Source organism: Chromobacterium alticapitis, assembly GCF_002924365.1.
Taxonomy (GTDB): Bacteria; Pseudomonadota; Gammaproteobacteria; order Burkholderiales; family Chromobacteriaceae; genus Chromobacterium; species Chromobacterium alticapitis.
This window is the reverse complement of sequence record NZ_PQWB01000055.1, coordinates 23,855-45,732: the sequence shown is the minus strand read 5'-3', so window position 1 is coordinate 45,732 and position 21,878 is coordinate 23,855. Positions and strand designations below refer to the sequence as shown.

Sequence of the window (21,878 nt, the reverse complement as noted above, 5' to 3'; positions counted from 1 at the left end):
ATCACGTGGACCCGCGAAACGCTGGATGCAGAGATCTCGGCGCTGCTTGGTGGTTATGGCGACAAGTTTCAAATCAATTTTTCGTGATTACTTACTCGCATTGGGTTGCTTATGACGATGATGGCTATGAGTTAAGGGAGGCTTCGCTGATTAATCCTGGGTTCTTTATGGATTTCGTACGGAACGAGATGAGACAACCATTATGCATGGTTCATAATGCAAGGGAGTTATGCCAGTGGATGATTTCATGGCGTGGTCAGGCATTGATTGACTCTGCGTTGATGAAAGAAAAATTTCCTAGAATGCTTGGCCCTAGTCGATCTTGGAGTCAGCCTAGGCTAAAGAATGAATAGAAAAATAAAGCTGATTTAATGAGAATGGCCAGCACTTGAGCTGGCCATTTTATTGAGATGCACATCGAGTTAAATAGCCAGATCTTCCAGTGTCTTACCTTGCTCCAGCAATTCCTGCACCCACAGCGGCTTACGACCGCGTCCAGACCAAGTTAGGGAAGTATCAGCAGGGTGACGGTACTTTGCCTCTACCGGCTTCTTAACTTTGCTCTCAGTCTGCTTGAACAAGTCATCCAAAGACAAGCCATGAGCTTTAGCCAGCTCAAGGATCTTGCTCTTAGCCTCGGCTTTTTCAGCCTTCTCACGTTGATTGAGCTCTGCTTGGATCTGTACAAGCAGGTCTTGCAGTTCGGTAAAGCTCAGCGATTGATAATCCATCATTAACTCCTTAGGGTAATGATGCTATTAAATCGAAGCATACTAAGCAAGTCAAGTGGCAAGGCTTGTTTATTTAACTGAAATTGTTGCTATATCCACTGGTACGGAAGTTTTTAGCTGATATTCCGATGGCTGCACCATCTTGATAGACTGCATCTCGAATGAGTTCATCTTCTTTGGTTAGATAAGAGATGACAGAGTTATTTAAATTGTCTAGCTCTTCTGCATCATTCAAATTGATCTTTCCAATGCCAAGGCGTTTGTACTGGTTTTTATAGCGGTTGCAGTTGTAGTAAGTGCCTTTTCCTCTCGTGATGGTATTCGCCCAGTACTCTCCAATTTCATCGCCGTAGAAAACATCTGATTGGACAAAGTCAGCATCGTATAAGAATAGGCAGTGGTAGTGATAATTGCACTCATAAGTGTATTCTATTTTCCAGATCCACCCAATGCAGTGCTGGAATATTTTATTATGCCGTCTATTGTTCCATAGCCTATTTCTGTATTCTTGAAGCTCAATGAAGCTGCAACTAAGCTGATACTCTTCTCTCATGCCTAGGTCTACACGAATCGCTAGAACACGTTTGTAGCCATTTTGTTTTAAACTCTCTATCAGCGGATGTTGATTGGTGGTCGATTGATTAATGAGCAGATCTTGATTCAGCATAGCAATAACTCGGGTAATGTATTTTTGGATAGGAGAGTGGTTGATCGAGCAAACTAATAGTACTTGCGTTATTGCATAGGCTCAGTCCTGCACTGAGATTTGGTTAGATAGTGAGTTGGCCCACCGCTACTGCTTATGCAATAGACAGCGTAACGGATCGGGTAATGGCGAAGAGAGATTTTAATCTAGTGATAGAACTAGATTAATCTCTGTTGTTAGGTAACTGATCTGTGACTTCTGATAAATCTACTTCGCTACTGTTAAATAAAACAATAACTACTATTAAATACAATAGTAAATATATACCAGTTTCTACTAGGCGTAAAAATGGCTTTGTAGCTAGGGATATTCAGGGTAAAACACCTCCATTTCAGATGGATTTATTGATGTTTATTGTTTAATAAATGTACAGAGATATTTTGTTAAGGGCTAATCAATTCCACAGTTAAGTGGTCGCTTAGGCCGTAAGGGCCAATCAACTAACAGTTTCCTTCAGAGGGTAAGTGAAGTGGAGGCAGTAAATAAGATTTTTTGGCTATGGTCAAGGCCTAGAGGTGTATAGTCGCGTGGATAGCTTCCGATGATACTGTTCAATGCTGTTTTTGGAGAATAAGAGGATTGGGAGTGATGCCAGCTTTGATGGGATTAGCTTGGAATGTGGAGGTAAAATGTTAGGGGAGGGTAGATGCACACTTTGCACTTCTGCACTTCTGAAGCAACTTTTGCTTCAGCGATCCATTCAATGATTAAAGCGTTGAGGTATCTGTCAGGGTAGTAGCCAGCTGATCTAGACTCAAATTGGGCAGCTGGTTTTACTTGTGGCGAAGGCTGCTTCTCAACCAAAGTAGGCGCCCGACGGCCGATTAAATGACTGCCTCCTATTTGAAGCAGCCAGGAATTTATCTAGTAAAATAGGGGCGATTCAGGTTGTGATATTTAGCGCAGCAGCCCATTTTGTTTGAGCTAGGGATAATTAGGCTGACCTAGGCGTTACATCGCCAGACATGTATCAAACGAGAAAATATATCGTTTTGGTTAATGACATAAATATTAATCCTTAACTAAGCTTGCAGGCTGCCAAATAGCTCTTCTTCTTGTGCAAAATGCAGCCGAAGTATTGCCTCCAGACCATATAACACGCGCTGGACTTCCTGAATGGAGTGCCCTGCTTCATGGGTGTTTTGCAGTAGTTCGCACAATTGTCCGAGTTTTCTGACCTCCCGGTAAATCTCCTGATGACTACGGCTCAAGGCAGCCAAGGGGTCATCCCCTTGCAGCATGGTCGTCACGGTTGGATACAAACCTTGTTCATCTTGCCTCTCATGGGAGAGCAGGTCTTGCGTCAATTGACCATGCAATGTTTGAAGGATCGTGCGTTGCTCTGCCTGATTGGCTTGCGGGAACTGGGCGGCAACTTCCGTCAGGCGCTGGAGTAGTGGCAGCAAATGACGATGCTCCTCTCGTAGTGCTGTAACCTGCTCGGCACTCATAGTCTTGGTTGATGGGCGGGTCAATTGGCTGGTCAATACCCGTAATGCCGAGAGAATTGCAAGCAGGTCGATCAACTCCTGCAATAGTGCTCCCTCGAACGGCGGCAGCAGCCCTAATGCAGCCATGATCATGGCCACGCCGCATAGCCCCATTCCCAGCCAGACACTTTCTGAGGCCACGCGCATGGCGCGCACTGCAATGCGTTTGGCCTCTGCCAATCGGTCAAGCCGGTCAGTCAGCAGAACAACATCGGCACTTTCCGCAGCAGCGGCGGCGCCGCGAGCCCCCATGGCAACTCCAACACTCGCCGCCGCCAGGGCTGGAGCATCGTTCACCCCATCCCCGACCATCATCGTCGTATGGTAAGCCGTTGCCTCCGTAATGTGCGCCAGCTTCATGGCAGGGGTCTGTTCGGCTTCCACCCGGTCAACCCCCAGTCCTGTGCCAATATTTTCGGCGACATCTTGCTTGTCGCCAGTCAGCATGACGATTTCGCGCACGCCGGTCTTACGCAACATACGCAGGGCTCTGGGCGTTTCAAGCCTGAGTTGGTCTGAGAGCAGTAGCCAGCCTATCAATTGGGTATCGACCGCGATTGCGACGACGGTGGCGTTCTCGATGAACAGGCCTTGACGCGCCGAATCCAGCCAACTGCCGGCATGTGAATGGTTCAGCACAAAGTCCAGTGTCCCTAAGCAAACCTGCTGGCCATTGACCACCCCGCTCAGGCCCGAACCGGCCACTTCTTTTACCGATTCCGGCATGGCCAAGGGGCCGAGGCCTTGTTCGTGCGCAGCCTGCAGAATGGCGCTGGCGATGACGTGGCAGGAGAACTGGTCCAGGCTGGCGGCCAGCTTGAGTAAATCCTGCTGTGTAAAACGAGGGTCGAAACTTTGAATCGACATCAGCTTGGCGGAGCCGCCTGTGAGCGTACCGGTTTTGTCAAAAAACAGGTGATCCGCCCGCGCTAGCTGTTCGAGCGCGGCGCTGCCCTTGATCAGGACACCTCGTTGCGCGGCGCGGGAAATGCCAGAGACCAGAGCGACCGGGACGGCTAGCAGCAACGGGCACGGGGTGGCCACGACCAGTACTGCCAGGGCGCGAACCGGGTCATGACTCCATTGCCAGGCAAGGCCGGCAAGGACAAGAGAAAAAGGAATGAACCACACTGCGTAGCGGTCTGCCATGCGCGCTGCTGGGGCTCGAGACTGACTGGCCTGCTCCACGACGCGGATGATGCCCTGGAAGGTGCTGTCAGTTGCCACTCGGGCGGCACGCATTTGCAGCGCGTCTCCTGCATTGACTGCTCCACTGAGTAACAGGGCGCCGGCTTCTTTGGTCATGGGTAAAGACTCACCAGTCAGTGAAGACTCGTCCAGCACCGCCCGCTCGCTGATGAGCGGACCATCCACCGGAATGGTTTCGCCTAGCTTTACCAGCAATAAGTCACCGGGTCGAATGGATTCAACTGGAATCACGCGAATATCGTCACCGACCAGGCTGTTCGCAAAGCGTGGCGCTTTGGATAACAGGGCAGTCATTTCCCTTTCAGCACGGCCTTTGGCATAACTGTCTAGCAACCGGCCCGTTGCCGTCATGGCGGCAATCACTGCGGCAGTGGCCGACTCTCCCATCCAGAGCGCACCAGCCATCGAGAGGATCGCTAGGAGGTCCACCCCAAATTGCCTGTTGAGCAATGATCGCAGCGTTTCATAGATCAATAGCAGTAAGGCTGGGGCAGTAGAGAGCATCAGCAACACCGCCGTATCTTGCCCCCAGGCGTAAAGCCAATTAAAGGCATGCAGTAACAAGGCAAGCAAGGGAAAAGCCAGCAGTATGATACCCAACCAGAATGGATTGTTTTTCATGGCTTATTTCTCCTTGTCGCCCGCGTCTGTCACTCTTGGCAAAGACAACCGTACTTGTAAGCCACCGGATGTGCTCTTGATCAACTGAAGCTCTCCTTGGTATAGATGGGCGAGCTCCGTCACGATGGACAAGCCCAGGCCACTGCCTGGCACCGCCTCATCCAGACGCACCCCGCGCCGTTGTGCCGACTCAAGCGCTTCGGGGGCGATGCCTGAACCATCATCCTCAATGACAAAGACCAGTTGCCTACCCTGTTTGATCACTTTGACGGAGACCTGGCGGTGCGCCCATTTGCAAGCATTGTCGAGCAGATTTCCCAGCATTTCCTGTAAGTCCTGTATTTCTCCGGCAAATCGCAGTGAGCCGTTTTCCAGGTCCCAGCACAAAGACAGGTGGCGATCAGCATGAACCAACTGCATAGTGCGCAGCAGACTTTGAATGACGGGCCCGATCTCCACGGCGTGTCCAGGTATCTCTGCGGCAGCGGCGGCACGCGCCCGAGCAAGGTGCCAATGCACTTGCCGACTCGCCAAATCAACCTGCTCGTGAATCAGTTGCGTGAATGTCGCGACTTCAGGGTGCGACTGGCCGGTTTGTTCTGCCGCTTGTCGCATGACCGCTAGCGGTGTTTTGATCGCGTGCGCCTGATTGCCCGCTTGGGTGCGCGCCCGCTCAATCAGTTCGGTATTGCGTTGCAAAATCGTATTGAAATCCGCCACCAATGGCTGCGTTTCCTGAGGAAATCGGCCTTGCAGGCGAGAGGTGTGTCCTGACTGGATGGCTTGCAGGGCCTGGCGTAATCCCCGCATGGGTGCGAGGCCGACATGCACCTGGACCCAGGCCGCGAGTATCAATAAGCCGAACAGCACGGCCAGCCCCAGCGACAGCATGCCGTAAAACGCACTCTTGGCCTCCTCGATGGTCGCCATGTCGCCCGCCACCATGAGGCGCCATTGTCGTCGATCATCACCAGGCAAACGGATGGTCCTTTCGACGACCATCAAGTGCTGACCGGCAGGTCCGGGGATCTCATGAACATGGGGTTGGCCACTGGTGCTGGCGTCAGTGGGCAAGCGCAGTGTTTCATCCCATAACGAGCGGGAGCGCAGGCGCCCGGGCAGGGGTAGTTGGCCATGGGTCAGTTGGTCGATTTGCCAATACAAGCCCGCATAAGGCCGGGATAGTCTGGGATCTGACAGATGTGCCGGATCGATGATCGGCTGGCCTTGGGCATCCAGCTCCAGTTGTGCGGTGAGTTGATCAAGCTGCCAGGACAGCATCTGTGCCATCTGTCGATCGACATGCTCATGAAACAGCTTTTGCAGCGACCAACCTGTCAGCAAAATCGCGAGCAGGATACAGACCGCGGTGGCCAAGAGTAGTCGCCAACGTAAGCTATCTCTCCACGAGTTCAGCGAAAGAGACCGCATGCTCACCCCTTGTTCAGTCGATAGCCAAGACCACGTATCGTTTCAATGACTCCTTGCGGCAGTTTTTTTCGTAATCGACCGATAAAAACCTCGATCGTATTGGAGTCGCGGTCACAATCCTGAGCATAAATATGCTCGGTTAGTTCACTGCGCGAGACTATGGCATCTGGTCGATGCATGAGGTATTCGAGCACCAGATATTCATGGCGCGTCAACGTAAGAGGGGCCCCATCCAAGCTGACTTTGCCACTTCGGGTATCCAAGCAAATTCCCTGGCAATTCAACAATGGGGATGCCAGGCCATGGGCGCGCCGAATCAAGGCTCGAATTCTGGCCAGTAATTCCTCTGTATGAAACGGCTTTGCCAGATAATCATCCGCTCCGGCATCCATACCCTCGACTTTTTCATGCCAGCTGTCTCTTGCCGTCAGAATCAGCACGGGCATGACACGATGATTCTGGCGCCAACGTTTCAGGACGGAAATTCCATCCATCTCGGGCAGGCCAAGATCCAAAATTACGGCGTCGTAACTCTCGGTATCCCCCATGAACCAGGCTTCACGGCCATGGTGAGCCTCATCGGTGACATAGCCATTCGCCCGCAAAACCTGGGCCAATGTCTGACGCAAGGTATGCTCATCCTCCACCAATAGCAGCTTCATGAGCCTTCTCCAGCCTCGCTTGCCGATAAATCGTTTCGAGCCTTGCCTGCAGGCTTGATCTTTGACCCGAGCAATACTGCCGTTTTGGCGTTGTAGCGCATTTTTCGCACCACTCCGTCATTTTGCAGAAGTTTGATGTCGTACACCCAGAGCGGCCCCTTGCGCTCTAGCTCCACCTCCAGCAGCTTGCCCGGAAAATCTCGCTGCACCACCTTCATGATCTCATTCAGGGGCAGTATCTCGCCGGCACGAACCGCTTCGCGTGCCACATCCTGATCGCTGTCTGCAAAACAGTTCGACGTGGCCAGCATGCCGCCAAGCAGTAAATAGCCTGCAATCGAAAACCACTTCATGTTGAACCGCCTCCGTTGGGACTGTCGCCACCCTATCCCAATCTAGCTGAACGGAAGATGAACGTTCTCTTCAGACTGCCTTCAATACGTCTCTGGCAAATTGAGCCGCATCAATAGACAGGGAGGACGCCATGCACACACTCACCAGGCTGATTCAGCTCGCCACGCTCAGCCTTTTCCTTCAGACGGTCGCTCATGCGGGTGATACGACCGCCGCGAATCAGCTGCAGCACTGGAGCCAGTTGGCTGGTAGTGCTGGTCAGGCACCGCGGGGCCAACAATTTTTCACCCAGAAGCATGGCGAACAATGGTCTTGCGCCTCCTGCCATGGCAATCCGCCTACAGCCCAGGGCAAGCATGCAGGAACAGGAAAAATCCTGCAGCCACTGGCACCCGCATTCAATCCCGCCTCCCTGACGGATCAGGCAAAAACCGACAAATGGTTCCGGCGCAATTGCAACGATGTGTTGAGGCGAGAGTGCACCCCGCAGGAAAAAGCCGATGTGCTGGCATTTTTGATCAGCCTGCGACGCTAAGGAGTGGCCGCCATGCAAAAGTCACAAACCTTCATGTTGATTGCGTTGGCGGGGCTCATCCTGAGCCCGGTGCTACTGGCGGATAGTGGCCGAGCCATGCCAGCCAATGTCCCCAAGGCGTATCAGCAAGAGTGTGCGGCCTGCCATCTGGCGTATCCGCCGGGTCTACTCCCTGCTGAGTCATGGCATCGTCTCATGGGAAGACTGGACAAGCATTTTGGTACCGATGCCAGTATCGATCCTGCCAGTGTCAAGCTGATAGCCAGTTGGCTGCAAGACAACGGTGGGCAAGACAAATATGCACGCCAGGTCCCCCCGCATGACCGGATAACCAGCAGCAACTGGTTTCAGCGCAAGCACGCCAATATTCAGGACGCTGTCTGGCGACTCCCTTCCGTCAAGAGCGCGGCTAATTGCCAGGCATGCCATGTTGGCGCGGAACGGGGGCGTTTCAGCGACGACAATCTGAAACTGCCGGCGGGGTTATCCCCGCTGCAGCGCAACGCGTTTCAGGGAGACTAATCATGAACCCAGAAGCAGATTGCACGTTGACACCCCAACCTGTGCAAGAAACGAATACACGTCGAGTCATCGATGCTCCGATTCGTATGTTCCACTGCTTGAGCTCGCTCGCGTTTGCCGGGGCCTGGCTGACTGCCGAGAGCGAACATTGGCGTGCGTTGCACATTACGCTTGGCTACACCCTGGCAGGCCTATTGCTTTTCCGACTGCTCTACGGACTCTTGGGGCCGCGGCAGGCCAGACTCTCCAACTGGCTTAAACGCGTCGCCCCTCTTTCAGGACTATTGTTCTGGCGGGAGAGGCAGCAAGGGCTAACGCAGTGCCTGAAGCCGCTACAACAAGGGCTGATGGCTTTACTCGTGGTCCTGCTCTGGCTCAATATCATCCCGCTGACCCTCAGCGGCTATTTCAGCAATCTCGACGGCCCCGAATGGATCGCCGAGTCTCACGAGTTAATGGCCAATCTGATGCTGGCCCTGATTGCTCTGCATCTTGGTTTGGTGCTGTTAGGCTCGCTCCTGCGCAGGCAAAACCTGATCCGCCCCATGCTGACCGGGCGGGTGCCAGGGCGCGGACCCGATCTGGCAAAGCACAATCATGCCTGGCTTGCCATGCTGATTCTGATCGCAGCGGTGTGCTTCGTTACCTATTCGTGGCAATCCCCCGGTAGCTTGATTGACCAGCAATACACCTCATCAGAAAGGCAGCATGATGAATACGACTGAACAACTTTATCTCTGCGAAGCCTGCGGCATGATCTATGACCCGACTGCCGGTCTGCCAGAGGCGGGTATTGCGCCAGGAACGACTTGGGAAGGGATTCCAGACAACTGGCGCTGTCCGGAGTGTGGTGTTGCCAAGCAGGATTTTGTCCTGCGGTCGTTTTGAAACTGAAACAAGTGTTCAGCTTCCATTCAGCAGCATACGAGTAGGCTGGGTACCGTCATCAATGAGGAGCAAATCATGCACCCGGAACTGGATCATTTCATCCGCCAATTTGTTGGCACCGTATTGGCTACGATCATGCCACTGGTTTTTCTGGTGTTCTTGCACACACCGGAGCATCTGATTCCTGCTACAGGAAGCATCAACATACCAACCGTGCAGCAAACTCAAAACGAGGCATCGTGAAGGTCATCTGATGAGCCTGGTTGCTTTCTACACGGTTGCGGTAGTTTAGGCTCAAAAAGGTGATAGTCTACTTTGGCCAAACAGCGATCAGTGTTCTTTTATCGATATCTCGCTTCACTTAGGTATTTTAAATTTGAATGGCCAGTGTCTGCTGGCCATCAAAACTTATAATTCTAATAGGCTTGTGTTGTTAGTGGAGTATTAACACATATCGAATTTTCCGCCACCCCACCTAAAAATTTCATTTTCGCATTGAAATTGACTTCGTGCTAAATGTGGTTGCTTGTCAATGATTGAAATTTTTTTGTATGTGAATATTTCAATCTCTGCAGTATAAAGAAGATTGTCTAGGGCAAAATTGATCCTTTTTAAATCTCTTATAGGACCAAATTTCCTTAAATCATTTTTTCTGATAAAACGATTGTTGCGTTTTCTTAGCCATGTGGATACGGTAAATGTATCGCTAGTTATACTGTCCATGTTGTTTGGTTGCTTGAAAAGGCGCATGTATTCTCTTGTATACCAGCAAGCGACTTTAAAAGCATTTTCTGCTGTATTTAGACTGACTTCCATTTCCCCTGTGTCAAAATATTCAAACACACCCGCTAGTCTAATAAAGTGTCTGTGTAGTTTGGCACCATAGTCCTTTACTTGAGATAGTTCATTCCCTAGCTGACAGTTTTCTCTGATGAGGGCTGCTTTCCCTTCAGAGAAAAAATCGGCTTCATCACTTAGTCTAATCTCAACCTTGCCATTGTTCTTTTTCGACGGCATGTTGATTTGAGTTAGTAGTTCATGAATTCTTACATGGAAATGATGAACTGCATCGGGTAGGTAATGGTCAGGGTTAAAGGAATAGTAGGGCTCACTACCATCTGCGTAACAAATTAGTAGCCGCGCTAAAAAGCCAAGATCACGTGCTTCATTACCAGTACGCTTCAAATATTTCTCAAAAGGATCTGGCTGTATCGCTAAATTCAGCATTACTCTTGGATCTTCAACATATATCTGCTCCACATTGCTGCGCCTATCAATTGATAGTGGACTAAGCTCCCACCGCTGATTGAGTTGAGCTAGGCTGCTAGCCATGGTTCCATTAAAAAATGCCGATGCTTCATCACTAACCAAAGCAGCACTAGGCCAATTTTCAAATAATCCATTAAAGAATGCTTGGATTGTTGTGTCTGAGTAAGACAACTTAATCAAACGAGGCCGAACAGGTTCATTTAAAATGTGAGCAGTCAATTCAGCCTGGCTGGAGGTTGGGTCGTCTTCATCACGGATATTCTTTTTAACTTTATTAGCTAGCTCACCCTTAATAACTTTCCAGCTTTCGTGGCTCGCTTGATATTGCTTCAATTTCTCTTGATACTGTCGGTAATTTTCAGTTTCAAACTGAAGTATTGGCTGTCGCAGTTTTTGGATGGTGGGTGATTTACCTGAGCCGCTTTCAGCGAGAACCAGTGTCCAGTTAGACAGCAGGTTGAGTTGTCCATTGTGCATCCGTAACACAGCTGTTCCATGCACCGCTTCAGATGCGGCTGCGATTGCGAAGGTTGCCACCATGGCGGGTGAAATCTGAGTCTCCTTGTGTATCTCTAGCACCGCTGCACGCATGGATCGCGGTAGTGCTTCGATAGGAAAGCGGCTTTGTTGAGAGTGCGTTTTCATTGTTGTGCTCCCGTCAGCAGCTGTTCAATTTTATCCAGAGGCCAACGCAATTTGCCGTTAGGCAACTTTATTGGTTGAATTCCAAGGGCATGTCCTTTGCGCGAATATGATTTCCGGATGCTGGGTGATCGCAGACCGACAGCTTTGGCGAACTCATCGGTAGAAAGGGTGGGACGGACTGTGTATTGGCATTTAGTTGGGTAAGTCATGATTATCCCCTTGTTGATGGTATATGCTGCATCCAGCTCGTGAAGGGCACGGAGGCTGGGAGAGCTTGGGCTCGGTGCGACATCTGGGTTTCGCACAATCACCGGGAGCTGTGAGGCTCTGTAGTGCATGGCGACGAATGATGGTGGTGCGAGGGGATTTAAGCAGCCCCAGCATTTATTTCAAAACAAGTGGGGTTGACAGTTATGTCTGATTGTGGTGGGGGAGTTGTTCCTTCGGAGGAAGATTTTTTTGTTAAGAATGAAATTAAAACATTCTTGGAATATGAGATTTGTATCAGGCACGAAAGAAAATTAAAATCAGAATACGTTGATAGGTTATTGAAAATAATAAGTGAAATTGACCAGTTGGAAGAGATGTGTGGCTATGAGAAGGATATATGCAACACTTCAAAAGTGATAATCTCTAAAGTTCAATTTGGAATGAAATGGAGTGAGGTATTTGAAAGCATAGCTCCTGGTGTGAAATTTCATGTTGAGGATAAGCCTAAATATAAAGATTTTTTGTTGAATACTTTAGAAAAATACAAACATGAAATTATTAAGTGTATCAATAATCTTCCCCGGTTAAGTCAGTTTTGTTTGGCAGGAGCTCGAGCAGAGGGGGATGTGAGTAGTGTTTATTCTTGGTGGAGGCGTGTAGAGAAAAGAAATATAGGGAAGCCTAAAAGAGAATGGATTGTTAATGCTAATAAAATTATTATCGAAGAAGGGTTTGATGACGATTGGGGAGGAAGTGTGATTTCTAAAAACTCTATAGACGACGATCCGTTCCCAGTTGCAACGCCTTGGCTAATTAGTTATTTTTCTAGGATGAGTCAGTCAGATAGAATAAATGAGTTGCATGGTTTATTGCGGGATGATGTTATTAGTACGGCTAAGTACATGAAATATATAGGATTTCATAAAGAGCTTGATAGGATTGATTTTGGCGTAGATTTATATTTTTCTAATCGTGATGATGAAAATAAAAAAATTAAGAGTATGCTTGAGTGGCTTAAGAATTTGTTTGCGTTGTCTAAGAGCATTGCTGGAGAGGTGATTGGTCTTGAGCAGATTGAGCCAGCCTTGGTTGGGCTGATGTGTTGGGATGCGCGTAAAGGGGTGAGGACAATTGATCAGGCGGTTGAGAAAGTTATGGCTGAAATTTCGGCGGAATCTTTGAGTGAAAATGGAGTGGTGACGCATGATAAATTCAAAGGATGGCAAGGGGAAATGAACAAAAAAATAAACGCTGGTAAGTTTTAGCTATCATTGTGTTTGTAAAAAACTAAGGGCTGAATGCCAGCCCTTAGTTGTTGAGTTAAATATCATCCGCCTGATATATCTTTGCTTCTTTCAATATCCAGGTTTCAATCTTTTCATGGGTAACACGCAGTAGGTCTAATGGTCTACGAATATAATGTTTCTCCGCTATGGCGCTTGGCTTGTGACCCATGATCTGCGCCACGGCTCCGGTTGGGCACTCCACCCATTCTGCAAGTGTGCCAAAGCTTCGGCGTAAACCGTGCAAGGTGAGATGTGGAAGGCCTGTAGCTTTCAGGGCTTTGTTGTGGGAGATCCTGGGCTCGGCAATTTTCCCATCAGCTGATGCTGGGCTTGAGAAAACCCATTCTGAGGGCTGCCATTCCTTGCCCTGCTTGCGCCAGCGGGCAAGGATATGAGCAGGCGGAGGGGTCTCGTTCCGAATTTTGAGATCTAGCAGGAGCGATGCCAAGTAGGGTGTTAACGGAATTTCGCGGCCATCCTCCTCAATCTTGTCGGCAAGCTTGAGAGATTTCCATTGAAAGTCCACTTCGTCCCAGCGGAGTGCTGCCATTTCCTCACGCCTGGCACCCGTCAGAAGCAAGGCTTGCAGGTAGGCTGAGTGGACAGGATTCTCCAGATTGAGGACTGCTTGGAACCAAGAGACAAGTTGTTCGCGTTGAAGGCAGTCTTGCTTGGGTTTTTGCCTGGGGATGATCTCCTTTAATAGACGGTTGGTGCAGATGTTTAGGTCAGCCATGCCTGCGTACTTTTCTTGGCTTTCGCACCATGTGATGAACGCGCACAAGGCAGAGAATGCAAGACGGGCTTGGGCGGCTCGAGTTTCCACCTCCTTTTCGAGCCATGCTGATATAGTTGGCCGTGTCAGTTCAGGGAGGGTTAGCGAGAGCATTGGGGCCAACGGGCCGGGTGAGATCAGCTTCTTGCCGCGCAGAGCAGGGCGTCCGCCTGGCTCGGCGAAGCGAACATGATCTAGGTAGTGTCGTTCTGACCACTTGGGCCGGCGTATCCTTATATATACCTCCCAGGCTTCTCCCAACGTCACGTGCTGGCGTTTGGCTTCCGCTTGGCGTTGCTGCTCCGCAAGGAGCCGGGCGGTGCGCTCGGCTCTGGGGTCTTGGCCACCGTCGATGAGCCTTTGCAAGCGTCGAGCTTCATCCTGTGCTTGTTCGATGCTCCACGCTCTCGGGTCGCCAATGGTGACGCGGATGCTTTGCTGAAGAAGTTTGCCCTGGAAGATGTACGACTTTGAGCCCTGAGGCGTAGTGCGAAGACCAAGGCCGGGAGCGCGGGTATCCCAAAGGAAGGCTTGTTTCTTGTCGTCAGGGCACTTGAAGGAGTCGATACGGGAAGAGGTGAAATTAATCTTTGCCATGTGTTGTTATCTCGGGGTCTAGTGATAGCGTGTAACCAGCTTGTAAGCGGATTGCTTGGAACTGCATCCATGCAGGTACCTGCCTGTCAACGAGATGATTTCAACTTTTTTCTTTTAAAACAATAAGTTGTCTTTTCTGTCTACGTCTAACCCCGCCGATTCATCCAATGGTTTCCCGGACTCATAACCCGAAGGTCGTAGGTTCGAATCCTGCCCCCGCAACCAAATTAAAAAAGCCGAATCGTTTATCGATTCGGCTTTTTGCATTTCCGCTTCCGCGCGCGTCCTGCGCATCGCGATGCAAGCGCGCTTTGCCGTGATTGAATTAGCGAGTGGATTTTTGTAACGAATTGCAACTGCCGGCAGCGCGCAAACATGGCAAGGACAATGTCTTAAACCATTGTCCCCGTTATAGTTTTTGCCGCGCATGCATATTGATCATGGTCAATCACATGGCATAGTCTTGGCTCGTCCGCCCTTGATCTGCATCAAGGCCCTTGAAATATCAGGCAAAACTGTTTTTAATACGCCCGCTTGACGCGCGCGCTGCGACGATTTGCCGCAGACGGGACGGGTCGAGCTGGGATGTTTGTGTTTGCCGAATGCCTGTCTTCCCGCGCCGCTTGCCGGCGCTCACCCGGACAGTGGGTTTTCAGCTGTCACGTCATCGACTGGGGGCGATTGTGGAGTCGCCTCCGCCCGGAGCGGGTCCGCCGTGGAAACGGGCGCGCGCCGGCGAATCGCGGATTCCGCGAGCCCTAAAACCTGTTGTTTCGCCTGACGGCGTTTCTTTCCCCGCATGGGGGAGGGGAGGCTGTTTGCTGGACATTTCGCTGGCGTTGGAGCGTGGCTCGCAACGCCCGTTGCGCATCGGCGCGTTGAAGGATTTTTAACCCGTAAAGTCGTAAGATGAGAAACCATAGACCCTCCCGCCTGTTGTGGGGGCTTTCTCCGCTCTTCGCACTGCTGCTCTCCGGATGTCAAGGCGGTATTCTTGACCCGAAGGGCCCGGTAGCTGCCGAGCAGAAGTCCCTGATCATCACGGCAACCGCGCTGATGCTGCTGGTCGTCATCCCGGTGATCGTGATGACCCTGGTTTTCGCCTGGAAATACCGCGCCAGCAACAAGGACGCCGCCTACGAGCCGAAATGGTCGCATTCGACCAAGATCGAGCTGGTGGTCTGGCTGATCCCCTGCCTCATCATCGCCTTCCTGGCGACGCTGACTTGGCATACCACCCATAAACTGGATCCGTACCGTCCGCTGGAGTCGGACAAGAAGGCTATCCAGGTGCAGGTGGTGGCGCTGAATTGGAAGTGGTTGTTCATCTACCCGGAACAACAAATCGCTACCGTCAATGAGCTAGCCTTCCCGGCCGGCACGCCGGTGAGCTTCAAGATCACCTCCGACGCGGCGATGAATTCTTTCTTCATCCCGCAGCTGGGCGGCCAGATCTACGCTATGGCAGGCATGCAGACGCAACTGCATCTGCAAGCCAATGAGCCGGGCACCTATCACGGCTTCTCCGCCAACTACAGCGGCGCCGGCTTCTCCGGCATGAAGTTCAACGCCATCGCCACCAAGACCCCGGCCGAGTTCGACGCCTGGGTGGCCAAGGTCAAGGCCTCCGGCCAGACGCTGGACGCGCCGAACTACTTGCGGCTGCTGAAGCCTAGCGAAAAGAACCCGGTAGCTTATTACTCGGCCACTACGCCATACCTGTTCGAAGCCGTGCTGCACAAGTACATGGCTGGCCGTCCGTCGCTGGCGGAAAGCGATGATGCGATCAAGCTGGCCAAGATGACCAAAGAACTGTGCGACGCGATCACCCCGCGGGTCGTCAAGGAGTAATGATTAATGTGGTTAGGTAAACTGACTCTGGACGCGATCCCGTACCATGAGCCCATCATCATGGGGGCGCTGGGAGGCGCCGGCCTGATGGGGCTGATGCTGTTCGCGCTCATCACCAAGTTCGGCAAGTGGGGCTATCTCTGGAAAGAGTGGCTGACCTCGGTCGATCACAAGAAAATTGGCGTGATGTACATCATCGTCGCCATGATCATGCTGCTGCGCGGCTTCGCCGATGCGCTGATGATGCGTACCCAACTGGCTGTCGCCACCGGCGGCGGGCACGGCATTTTCCCGCCGGAACACTATGATCAGATCTTCACCGCCCACGGCGTGATCATGATCATCTTCATGGCGATGCCGTTCATGACCGGCCTGATGAACATCGTGGTGCCGCTGCAAATTGGCGCGCGCGACGTGGCCTTCCCCTTCCTGAACTCGCTGAGCTTCTGGCTGCTGGTGTCCGCTGTGATCCTGGTCAACCTGTCGCTGGGCGTGGGCAACTTCGCCCGCACCGGTTGGGTGGCCTATCCGCCGCTGGCCGAGCTGGGCTTCAGTCCCGACGTGGGGGTGGATTACTACATCTGGGCCTTGCAGTTATCAGGCTTGGGCACGACGCTGACGGCCATCAACTTCCTGGTGACCGTGATCAAGATGCGCGCGCCTGGCATGAAGCTGATGGAAATGCCGATCTTCACCTGGACCTGCACCTGGGCCAACGTGCTGATCGCCACCTCCTTCCCGATCCTGACCGGCGCGCTGGCCATGCTGACGCTGGACCGCTACCTCGACTTCCACTTCTTCACCGCGGAAGCGGGCGGCAACGCCATGATGTACCTGAACCTGTTCTGGGCCTGGGGCCACCCCGAGGTTTACATTCTGGTTCTGCCGGCCTTCGGCATCTTCTCGGAAGTGGTTTCCACTTTCGCAGGCAAGCGTTTGTTCGGCCACAAGTCCATGATCTACGCCAGCGGCGCGATCTCCATCCTGGGTTTCATGGTCTGGCTGCACCACTTCTTCACGATGGGCTCCGGCGCCAACGTGAACGCCTTCTTCGGCATCGCGACCATGATCATCTCGATCCCGACCGGCGTGAAGCTGTTCAACTGGCTGTTCACCATCTACAAGGGCCGCCTGCGCTTTGAAACCCCGATCCTGTGGACTCTGGGCTTCATGGTGACCTTCTCCATCGGCGGCATGACCGGCGTGCTGCTGGCCGTGCCGGGCGCGGACTACGTGCTGCACAACAGCCTGTTCCTGATCGCCCACTTCCATAACACCATCATCGGCGGCGCCGTGTTCGGCTACCTGGCCGGCTTCACCTTCTGGTTCCCGAAAGTGTTCGGCTTCAAGCTGGAGCCCAAGCTGGGCAAGGCCGCGTTCTGGTTCTGGCAGATCGGCTTCATGTTCGCCTTCATGCCGCTGTACGTGCTGGGCTTCATGGGCATGACCCGTCGTCTGAACTACACCACCAACCCGGAATACGAACCGTGGCTGTACGTGGCCCTGTTCGGCGCGCTGCTGATCGCCGCCGGCATCGGCTGCCAGCTGCTGCAGATCGTGGTCAGCGTGATCAAGCGCAATGAGCTGAAGGACGAAACCGGCGACCCGTGGAATGGCCATACCCTGGAATGGTCCACTTCCTCTCCGGCCCCGTTCTACAACTTCGCCAAGCTGCCGCATGTGCACGACATCGACGCCTTCACCGACATGAAGGAAAAGGGCGTGGCTTACGCGGTGCCGAAGTCCTACGAGCCTATCCACATGCCGCGGAACACCTCGGCCGGCGTTTTCATCGGCCTGTTCTCCACCGTGTTCGGTTTCGCGATGATCTGGCACATCTGGTGGCTGGCCATCGTTGGCCTGCTGGGCATCATCGGCAGCATGCTGGCCCGCGCCTACGACAACGACCTGGACTACTACGTGCAGCCGGATGAAGTGGAAGCCATCGAGCGCGCCCGCTTCGAGAAGCTGGGCATCGATGTGGACAACTACACCGAACGCGATCAGACGAAGCCGAAGAAGGCCGCTCGTCCGACCACGACCGCGTAACAGGCTGGATTTGACATGACGACAATTGTAAAAGATGCGCATGGCGCGCATGAGGATCACGAGCACCACGACAGCGGCAAGCAAACTGTCCTGGGCTTCTGGTTCTACCTGATGACCGACTGCATTCTGTTCGCGACGGCGTTCGCGGCTTATGCGGTGCTGTTCCGCAACGTGGCCGAAGGCGTTTCCAGCAAGGAAATCTTCGAGCTGCCGTATGTGCTGGTGGAAACCGCGGCCCTGCTGCTGTCGTCCATCACCTACGGCTTCGCGATGATCGCCGGCCACAAGGGCAACAAGTCCGCCGTGCTGGGCTGGCTGTTCGTGACCTTCCTGTTCGGCGCAGCCTTTATCGGCCTAGAAATCAATGAATTCCATCATCTGATCGCCGAGGGCAACGGCCCGAACAAGAGCGCCTTCCTGTCTGCCTTCTTCGGCCTGGTGGGCCTGCACGGTCTGCACGTGACCGGCGGCCTGCTGTGGATGGCCGTGATGATGATGGAAGTGGCCAAGACCGGCCTGACCGGCCGCGCCATGACCCGCCTGAACTGCCTGTCGCTGTTCTGGCACTTCCTCGACATCGTGTGGATCTGCGTGTTCACCGTCGTCTACCTGAAAGGAGCCATGTGATGAGTCACGCGCATGAGCATGAGAACCACGGCAGCGTGAAAAGCTATGTAGTCGGCTTCATGCTGTCGGTGATCCTCACCGCCATTCCGTTCTGGATGGTGATGGGCGGCGCCTTCACCAAGCAGGCCACGCTGATCGGCATCTTCGCCTTGGCCGTGGTGCAGATCGTGGTGCATCTGAAGTACTTCCTGCACCTGGACTTCAGCAAGGAGGGCAAGCTGAACAGCTTCTCCTTCCTGTTTACCGGCATGGTGATCGTGCTGCTGGTCGGCCTGTCGATCTGGATCATCTACACCGCCGACTCGCTGATGATGCGCTAAGGACGGACGAGTTGAAGTTCAAACGCTATCTTCAGGTCACCAAGCCGGGCATCATCTTCGGCAACCTGATCTCGGCCGCCGGCGGTTTCCTGCTGGCGGCGCAGGGTTCGGTTGACTGGTGGCTGCTCGCGGCCACCGTCATCGGCTTGTCGCTGGTGGTGGCCTCCGGCTGCGCGATCAACAACTGCATAGACCAGGACATCGACGCCAAGATGGCCCGCACCCAGAAACGGGTGCTGGTCACCGGCGCGATGAGCACCAAGGCGGCGTTGGCGCACGGCGTGCTGTTGGGCCTGGCGGGTTTCGCCCTGCTGTGGTTCGGCACCAATCCGCTGGCCACCGGCTGCGTGCTGTTCGGCTTCATCATCTATGTGGGCGTGTATAGCCTGTATATGAAGCGCAACTCGGTGTACGGCACCGTGGTGGGCAGCCTGTCCGGCGCGGTGCCGCCGGTGGCTGGCTACTGCGCCGTCACCGGACGCTTCGACATGGGCGCGGCCATCTTGCTGGTGATGTTCAGCCTGTGGCAGATGCCGCATTCGTACGCGATCGCCATCTTCCGCTTCAAGGACTACGAGGCGGCCGGCATCCCGGTGCTGCCGGTGGTGAAGGGCATTTCCGCCGCCAAGCAGCAGATCGTGCTTTATATCCTGGCCTTCGCGGTTGCGACCGTGATGCTGGTGTTCGGCGGCTACGCCGGCTACGGCTACCTGGCCGTGGCCTGCGCGACCAGCCTGTGGTGGTTGAAGATGGCGTTGTCCGGCTACAAGCGCGAGGTGGATGACCGCGCCTGGGCGCGCCAGGTGTTCTTCTTCTCCATCATCACCATCACCTCGCTGAGCGTGATGATGGCGCTGGATGGCCAGACGCCGGGCGAGAGCCATCGGCCTATCCTGACCGCGGACGCAGGCATGCAGCACTGAGCCGGAAAGAACCGCTCAAACCACGGGGAGTCGCGCAAGCGGCTCCCCGTTTTGCATTCATGCGCCGCCGCCGCTTGGCCGCGTCTGCCCGCGGTTGCGTCGTGTTCTCAAATCCATCCCCTCCCCTAGGGCGCGCGCGTTTGAACGGCGCGGCGACTGCGCTTTGATGCGCGCGGCGATGCCGCTTCCGGCATGCCAGCGAATGGCTTGGCAAACTGCCGTCGCTTTCCGCTTCCCCAATCCTCGCTTCTTAATCTTTGTCTTGTGCGTAGGCCTGCATGGGCGACGTCATTTTGATAACGATGTTGTGTCGCTCGTCCATGCTCTGCCCTGATCTAAAGACCAGATATCACTGGTCATTTATGTCTGATTTTTGCGGTTTTTGCGCAACATCCGGCAGGCAGGTGCGCATCGACCCGCGCGCTTGAGACGCGGCTGGCGAGTCCGGTGGGCAGAACAGCTCGCATTGCTATTGCCTCTCATTCTGGGCGCTAGGCGCGGTGAATTTTAATTACGGATAGCAGAGTCTGTTCATGCGGTTGGCCGGTATCACAGGCAATGAGGCATGACAAGGTGGCTGGCCATGATCCCTAAGCAGAAAAAGTGATATGCAATTGACACGGGCGAGGATATTCATCAAACATTCAATGAATTTATTTATAGTTTGATTGGTTTTGATCAAATCGAGTTTGGATTTTTTGTGGATTTTTGTGCTGTGGAATTTTCAATTTGAGGAGTGATTCGTGATTTCACAAGATGGTGGGGCATCTTATGCCCATGCTGCGCGGCAGCGCAGAGCGTTTTTCACATTGGCCATCGTGCAGGCGACGCTGATTTTCGCCATCACCTTGGTCGCGGTGCCGCTGCCTAACATCGGCAAGGAGTTTGGACTGGACACGGCGTCGCTGATCTTGGTGAACGCCGCCTATGGCTTGGCATTCAGCGGCTTGCTGCTGTTCGGCGGCCGGCTGGCAGACCGTTTCGGCGGCAAGCCGGTCTTCATCGCGGGGCTGTTGGTATTCGGCGGCGCGTCGGCCGCCGCGGCGTTGTCGCCCAGCTTTCTCGCGCTGATCGCCATGCGCTTTCTGCAGGGCGTGGGCGCGTCCATGGTGGCGCCGGCGGCGCTGTCGCTGCTGCGCGGCGCGTTTCCGGAGCCGGCGGCCTTCGGCCGCGCCATGGCGAGCTGGGGCAGCGTTTCCGTGCTGGGCGCCACGGCCGGCACGGTGATTTCCGGCGTGATGATCACCTGGCTGTCCTGGCGCTGGATGTTCATGGTGCCGGTGGCGGTCAGCGCCTTCGCCTTGCTGGTGCAGCGCGCCTGGCTGCCGGCTTCGCCTGAACGGCGAGGGGCGGAGGGGCTGGATCTGGGCGGCGCGGTGCTGGCCACGGCCGGCATTTCACTGTCCAGCTACGGCCTGATCCTGACCGGCGAGGCCGGCTGGCTGTCCTCCGGCGTGATGCTGCCCTTGCTGGTCGGCGTGGCGCTATTGCTGGCTTTCTTCATGGTGGAGCGGCGCGCCGACTCGCCGCTCTTGCCGCCGGGCTTCATCGCGCCGCGCAGGCTGGCAGGCCTGATCGGCGTGATGCTGGCGGCCGCCAGCATGGGCACGGTGTCATTCCTGTGGTCGTTGTACCTGCAACAGGTGCGCGGCTGGACGCCGCTGTGGACCGCCCTGGGCTTCCTGCCCTACTTGCTGGTGTTGATCGCCTCTAGCCGCATCGCGGCCCCGCTGACCGGCCGCATCGGCGCCACTCGCTTGCTGCAGGGCGGTCTGGCGATAGGCGCCGTGGGTCTGGCGCTGCTGGCCGGGCTGGACCGCCATTCCGCCTATCTGACCGATTTGCTGCCGGGCCTGATCGTGCTGCCCATCGGCACCGCGATGATGTTCGCCAGTTCGGCCGTCATCGCCACCAGTGACGTGCCGCCGCATCAGTCCGGCCTGGCGGGCGGCGTGATGAATACCGCGATGGAGCTGGGACCGACCTTGGGCATGGCCATCTTCATGTCGGTCGCCGCGCTGCGGGCGGATGCGGTTGAGGGCTATGCCTGGGCGCTGGGCACAGCGGCCGGCGCTTTCGTGGTCGCGGCGCTGCTGGTCGGCAAGCTGGCGCGGATGCGCAGCGCGCCGGAAGGCCGGTTGGCGACGGAGAAGCTGTAGTTTTCGCAGTCCAGGACA

The 21,878-nt window shown here is 54.2% G+C and carries 21 protein-coding genes; 13 read left to right on the top strand and 8 right to left on the bottom strand.

Going from position 1 to position 21,878, the window contains the following annotated elements:
- Window positions 1-353: hypothetical protein (locus C2I19_RS22505; RefSeq protein WP_233201197.1), on the top strand; the 353-nt coding region annotated here is incomplete at its 5' end.
- A gap of 69 nt (window positions 354-422) precedes the next feature.
- On the opposite strand, the gene C2I19_RS13865 is transcribed toward C2I19_RS22505, so the two are convergent.
- The 6 genes from C2I19_RS13865 to C2I19_RS13840 all read right to left on the bottom strand — a co-directional run bounded on the left by C2I19_RS13865 (window position 423) and on the right by C2I19_RS13840 (window position 7,203).
- Window positions 423-731, bottom strand: coding sequence for an H-NS histone family protein (locus C2I19_RS13865; protein ID WP_103903286.1), 309 nt, complete (start codon window positions 729-731; stop codon window positions 423-425).
- Between the two features lie 73 nt (window positions 732-804).
- Complete coding sequence (locus C2I19_RS13860; RefSeq protein WP_103903285.1) at window positions 805-1,398, bottom strand: YagK/YfjJ domain-containing protein; 594 nt, start codon at window positions 1,396-1,398, stop codon at window positions 805-807.
- Between the two features lie 1,061 nt (window positions 1,399-2,459).
- Window positions 2,460-4,757 (bottom strand): heavy metal translocating P-type ATPase, encoded by a 2,298-nt coding sequence (locus C2I19_RS13855; RefSeq protein WP_103903284.1) that lies wholly within the window; start codon window positions 4,755-4,757, stop codon window positions 2,460-2,462.
- Between the two features lie 3 nt (window positions 4,758-4,760).
- Window positions 4,761-6,134 carry a sensor histidine kinase gene (locus C2I19_RS13850; protein WP_199181177.1) on the bottom strand — a complete coding sequence of 458 codons (1,374 nt, stop codon included), beginning with the start codon at window positions 6,132-6,134 and terminating at the stop codon, window positions 4,761-4,763.
- Between the two features lie 56 nt (window positions 6,135-6,190).
- On the bottom strand, window positions 6,191-6,850 hold the full coding sequence (locus C2I19_RS13845) for a response regulator transcription factor (protein WP_103903282.1): 660 nt from the start codon (window positions 6,848-6,850) through the stop codon (window positions 6,191-6,193).
- Window positions 6,847-7,203 carry a PepSY domain-containing protein gene (locus C2I19_RS13840; RefSeq protein ID WP_103903281.1) on the bottom strand — a complete coding sequence of 119 codons (357 nt, stop codon included), beginning with the start codon at window positions 7,201-7,203 and terminating at the stop codon, window positions 6,847-6,849. Before C2I19_RS13840 ends, C2I19_RS13845 begins: the two co-directional genes overlap by 4 nt.
- A gap of 131 nt (window positions 7,204-7,334) precedes the next feature.
- Between C2I19_RS13840 and C2I19_RS13835 the strand changes: the two genes are divergently transcribed.
- From C2I19_RS13835 to C2I19_RS22005, 5 genes are all read left to right on the top strand, one after another.
- Window positions 7,335-7,739, top strand: coding sequence for a DUF1924 domain-containing protein (locus tag C2I19_RS13835; protein WP_103903280.1), 405 nt, complete (start codon window positions 7,335-7,337; stop codon window positions 7,737-7,739).
- A gap of 12 nt (window positions 7,740-7,751) precedes the next feature.
- Window positions 7,752-8,261 (top strand): diheme cytochrome c, encoded by a 510-nt coding sequence (locus tag C2I19_RS13830; protein WP_103903279.1) that lies wholly within the window; start codon window positions 7,752-7,754, stop codon window positions 8,259-8,261.
- A 2-nt stretch (window positions 8,262-8,263) separates the two neighbouring features.
- Window positions 8,264-8,986 carry a cytochrome b/b6 domain-containing protein gene (locus tag C2I19_RS13825; protein ID WP_158253709.1) on the top strand — a complete coding sequence of 241 codons (723 nt, stop codon included), beginning with the start codon at window positions 8,264-8,266 and terminating at the stop codon, window positions 8,984-8,986.
- A complete protein-coding gene (locus tag C2I19_RS13820) occupies window positions 8,973-9,149 on the top strand; it encodes a rubredoxin (RefSeq protein WP_199181179.1) in 177 nt (58 codons plus the stop codon). Before C2I19_RS13825 ends, C2I19_RS13820 begins: the two co-directional genes overlap by 14 nt.
- A 75-nt stretch (window positions 9,150-9,224) precedes the next feature.
- Window positions 9,225-9,392 carry a hypothetical protein gene (locus C2I19_RS22005; RefSeq protein ID WP_158253708.1) on the top strand — a complete coding sequence of 56 codons (168 nt, stop codon included), beginning with the start codon at window positions 9,225-9,227 and terminating at the stop codon, window positions 9,390-9,392.
- Window positions 9,393-9,593: 201 nt separating this feature from the next.
- Here the strand turns inward: C2I19_RS22005 and C2I19_RS13815 are convergent, their stop codons facing one another.
- Window positions 9,594-11,063 carry a YfjI family protein gene (locus C2I19_RS13815; RefSeq protein WP_103903276.1) on the bottom strand — a complete coding sequence of 490 codons (1,470 nt, stop codon included), beginning with the start codon at window positions 11,061-11,063 and terminating at the stop codon, window positions 9,594-9,596.
- A gap of 398 nt (window positions 11,064-11,461) precedes the next feature.
- Here C2I19_RS13815 and C2I19_RS21780 point away from each other — a divergent pair, with 398 nt between their 5' ends.
- Window positions 11,462-12,538 (top strand): hypothetical protein, encoded by a 1,077-nt coding sequence (locus C2I19_RS21780; protein ID WP_146056815.1) that lies wholly within the window; start codon window positions 11,462-11,464, stop codon window positions 12,536-12,538.
- A 55-nt stretch (window positions 12,539-12,593) separates the two neighbouring features.
- On the opposite strand, the gene C2I19_RS13800 is transcribed toward C2I19_RS21780, so the two are convergent.
- Window positions 12,594-13,931, bottom strand: a complete 1,338-nt coding sequence (locus tag C2I19_RS13800) for a tyrosine-type recombinase/integrase (protein WP_103903274.1) — start codon at window positions 13,929-13,931, stop codon at window positions 12,594-12,596.
- A 909-nt stretch (window positions 13,932-14,840) separates the two neighbouring features.
- On the opposite strand from C2I19_RS13800, the gene cyoA reads away from it, so the two are divergent.
- The 6 genes from cyoA to C2I19_RS13770 all read left to right on the top strand — a co-directional run bounded on the left by cyoA (window position 14,841) and on the right by C2I19_RS13770 (window position 21,860).
- Complete coding sequence (gene cyoA / locus C2I19_RS13795; protein ID WP_103903273.1) at window positions 14,841-15,782, top strand: ubiquinol oxidase subunit II; 942 nt, start codon at window positions 14,841-14,843, stop codon at window positions 15,780-15,782.
- Window positions 15,783-15,788: 6 nt separating this feature from the next.
- Entirely contained in the window at window positions 15,789-17,831 is a 2,043-nt protein-coding gene (gene cyoB, locus C2I19_RS13790; RefSeq protein WP_103903272.1) for a cytochrome o ubiquinol oxidase subunit I, read from the top strand.
- Window positions 17,832-17,846: 15 nt separating this feature from the next.
- Window positions 17,847-18,458: a cytochrome o ubiquinol oxidase subunit III gene (gene cyoC, locus C2I19_RS13785; protein ID WP_103903271.1), complete on the top strand. Its 612-nt coding sequence runs from the start codon at window positions 17,847-17,849 to the stop codon at window positions 18,456-18,458.
- Window positions 18,458-18,778: a cytochrome o ubiquinol oxidase subunit IV gene (gene cyoD / locus C2I19_RS13780; protein ID WP_103903270.1), complete on the top strand. Its 321-nt coding sequence runs from the start codon at window positions 18,458-18,460 to the stop codon at window positions 18,776-18,778. Before cyoC ends, cyoD begins: the two co-directional genes overlap by 1 nt.
- Window positions 18,779-18,789: 11 nt before the next feature.
- Window positions 18,790-19,701 (top strand): heme o synthase, encoded by a 912-nt coding sequence (gene cyoE / locus C2I19_RS13775; protein WP_103903269.1) that lies wholly within the window; start codon window positions 18,790-18,792, stop codon window positions 19,699-19,701.
- Window positions 19,702-20,444: 743 nt separating this feature from the next.
- Window positions 20,445-21,860 carry an MFS transporter gene (locus tag C2I19_RS13770; protein WP_103903268.1) on the top strand — a complete coding sequence of 472 codons (1,416 nt, stop codon included), beginning with the start codon at window positions 20,445-20,447 and terminating at the stop codon, window positions 21,858-21,860.
- Window positions 21,861-21,878: the final 18 nt, after the last annotated feature.

Bases quoted from the DNA above. Each gene is read 5' to 3' on its own strand.
- C2I19_RS13865 (WP_103903286.1), bottom strand. From the start codon at position 731: ATGGATTATCAATCGCTGAGCTTTACCGAACTGCAAGACCTGCTTGTA.
- C2I19_RS13860 (WP_103903285.1), bottom strand. From the start codon at position 1,398: ATGCTGAATCAAGATCTGCTCATTAATCAATCGACCACCAATCAACAT.
- C2I19_RS13855 (WP_103903284.1), bottom strand. From the start codon at position 4,757: ATGAAAAACAATCCATTCTGGTTGGGTATCATACTGCTGGCTTTTCCC.
- C2I19_RS13845 (WP_103903282.1), bottom strand. From the start codon at position 6,850: ATGAAGCTGCTATTGGTGGAGGATGAGCATACCTTGCGTCAGACATTG.
- C2I19_RS13840 (WP_103903281.1), bottom strand. From the start codon at position 7,203: ATGAAGTGGTTTTCGATTGCAGGCTATTTACTGCTTGGCGGCATGCTG.
- C2I19_RS13835 (WP_103903280.1), top strand. From the start codon at position 7,335: ATGCACACACTCACCAGGCTGATTCAGCTCGCCACGCTCAGCCTTTTC.
- C2I19_RS13830 (WP_103903279.1), top strand. From the start codon at position 7,752: ATGCAAAAGTCACAAACCTTCATGTTGATTGCGTTGGCGGGGCTCATC.
- C2I19_RS13825 (WP_158253709.1), top strand. From the start codon at position 8,264: ATGAACCCAGAAGCAGATTGCACGTTGACACCCCAACCTGTGCAAGAA.
- C2I19_RS13820 (WP_199181179.1), top strand. From the start codon at position 8,973: ATGAATACGACTGAACAACTTTATCTCTGCGAAGCCTGCGGCATGATC.
- C2I19_RS22005 (WP_158253708.1), top strand. From the start codon at position 9,225: ATGCACCCGGAACTGGATCATTTCATCCGCCAATTTGTTGGCACCGTA.
- C2I19_RS13815 (WP_103903276.1), bottom strand. From the start codon at position 11,063: ATGAAAACGCACTCTCAACAAAGCCGCTTTCCTATCGAAGCACTACCG.
- C2I19_RS13800 (WP_103903274.1), bottom strand. From the start codon at position 13,931: ATGGCAAAGATTAATTTCACCTCTTCCCGTATCGACTCCTTCAAGTGC.
- cyoA (WP_103903273.1), top strand. From the start codon at position 14,841: ATGAGAAACCATAGACCCTCCCGCCTGTTGTGGGGGCTTTCTCCGCTC.
- cyoB (WP_103903272.1), top strand. From the start codon at position 15,789: ATGTGGTTAGGTAAACTGACTCTGGACGCGATCCCGTACCATGAGCCC.
- cyoC (WP_103903271.1), top strand. From the start codon at position 17,847: ATGACGACAATTGTAAAAGATGCGCATGGCGCGCATGAGGATCACGAG.
- cyoD (WP_103903270.1), top strand. From the start codon at position 18,458: ATGAGTCACGCGCATGAGCATGAGAACCACGGCAGCGTGAAAAGCTAT.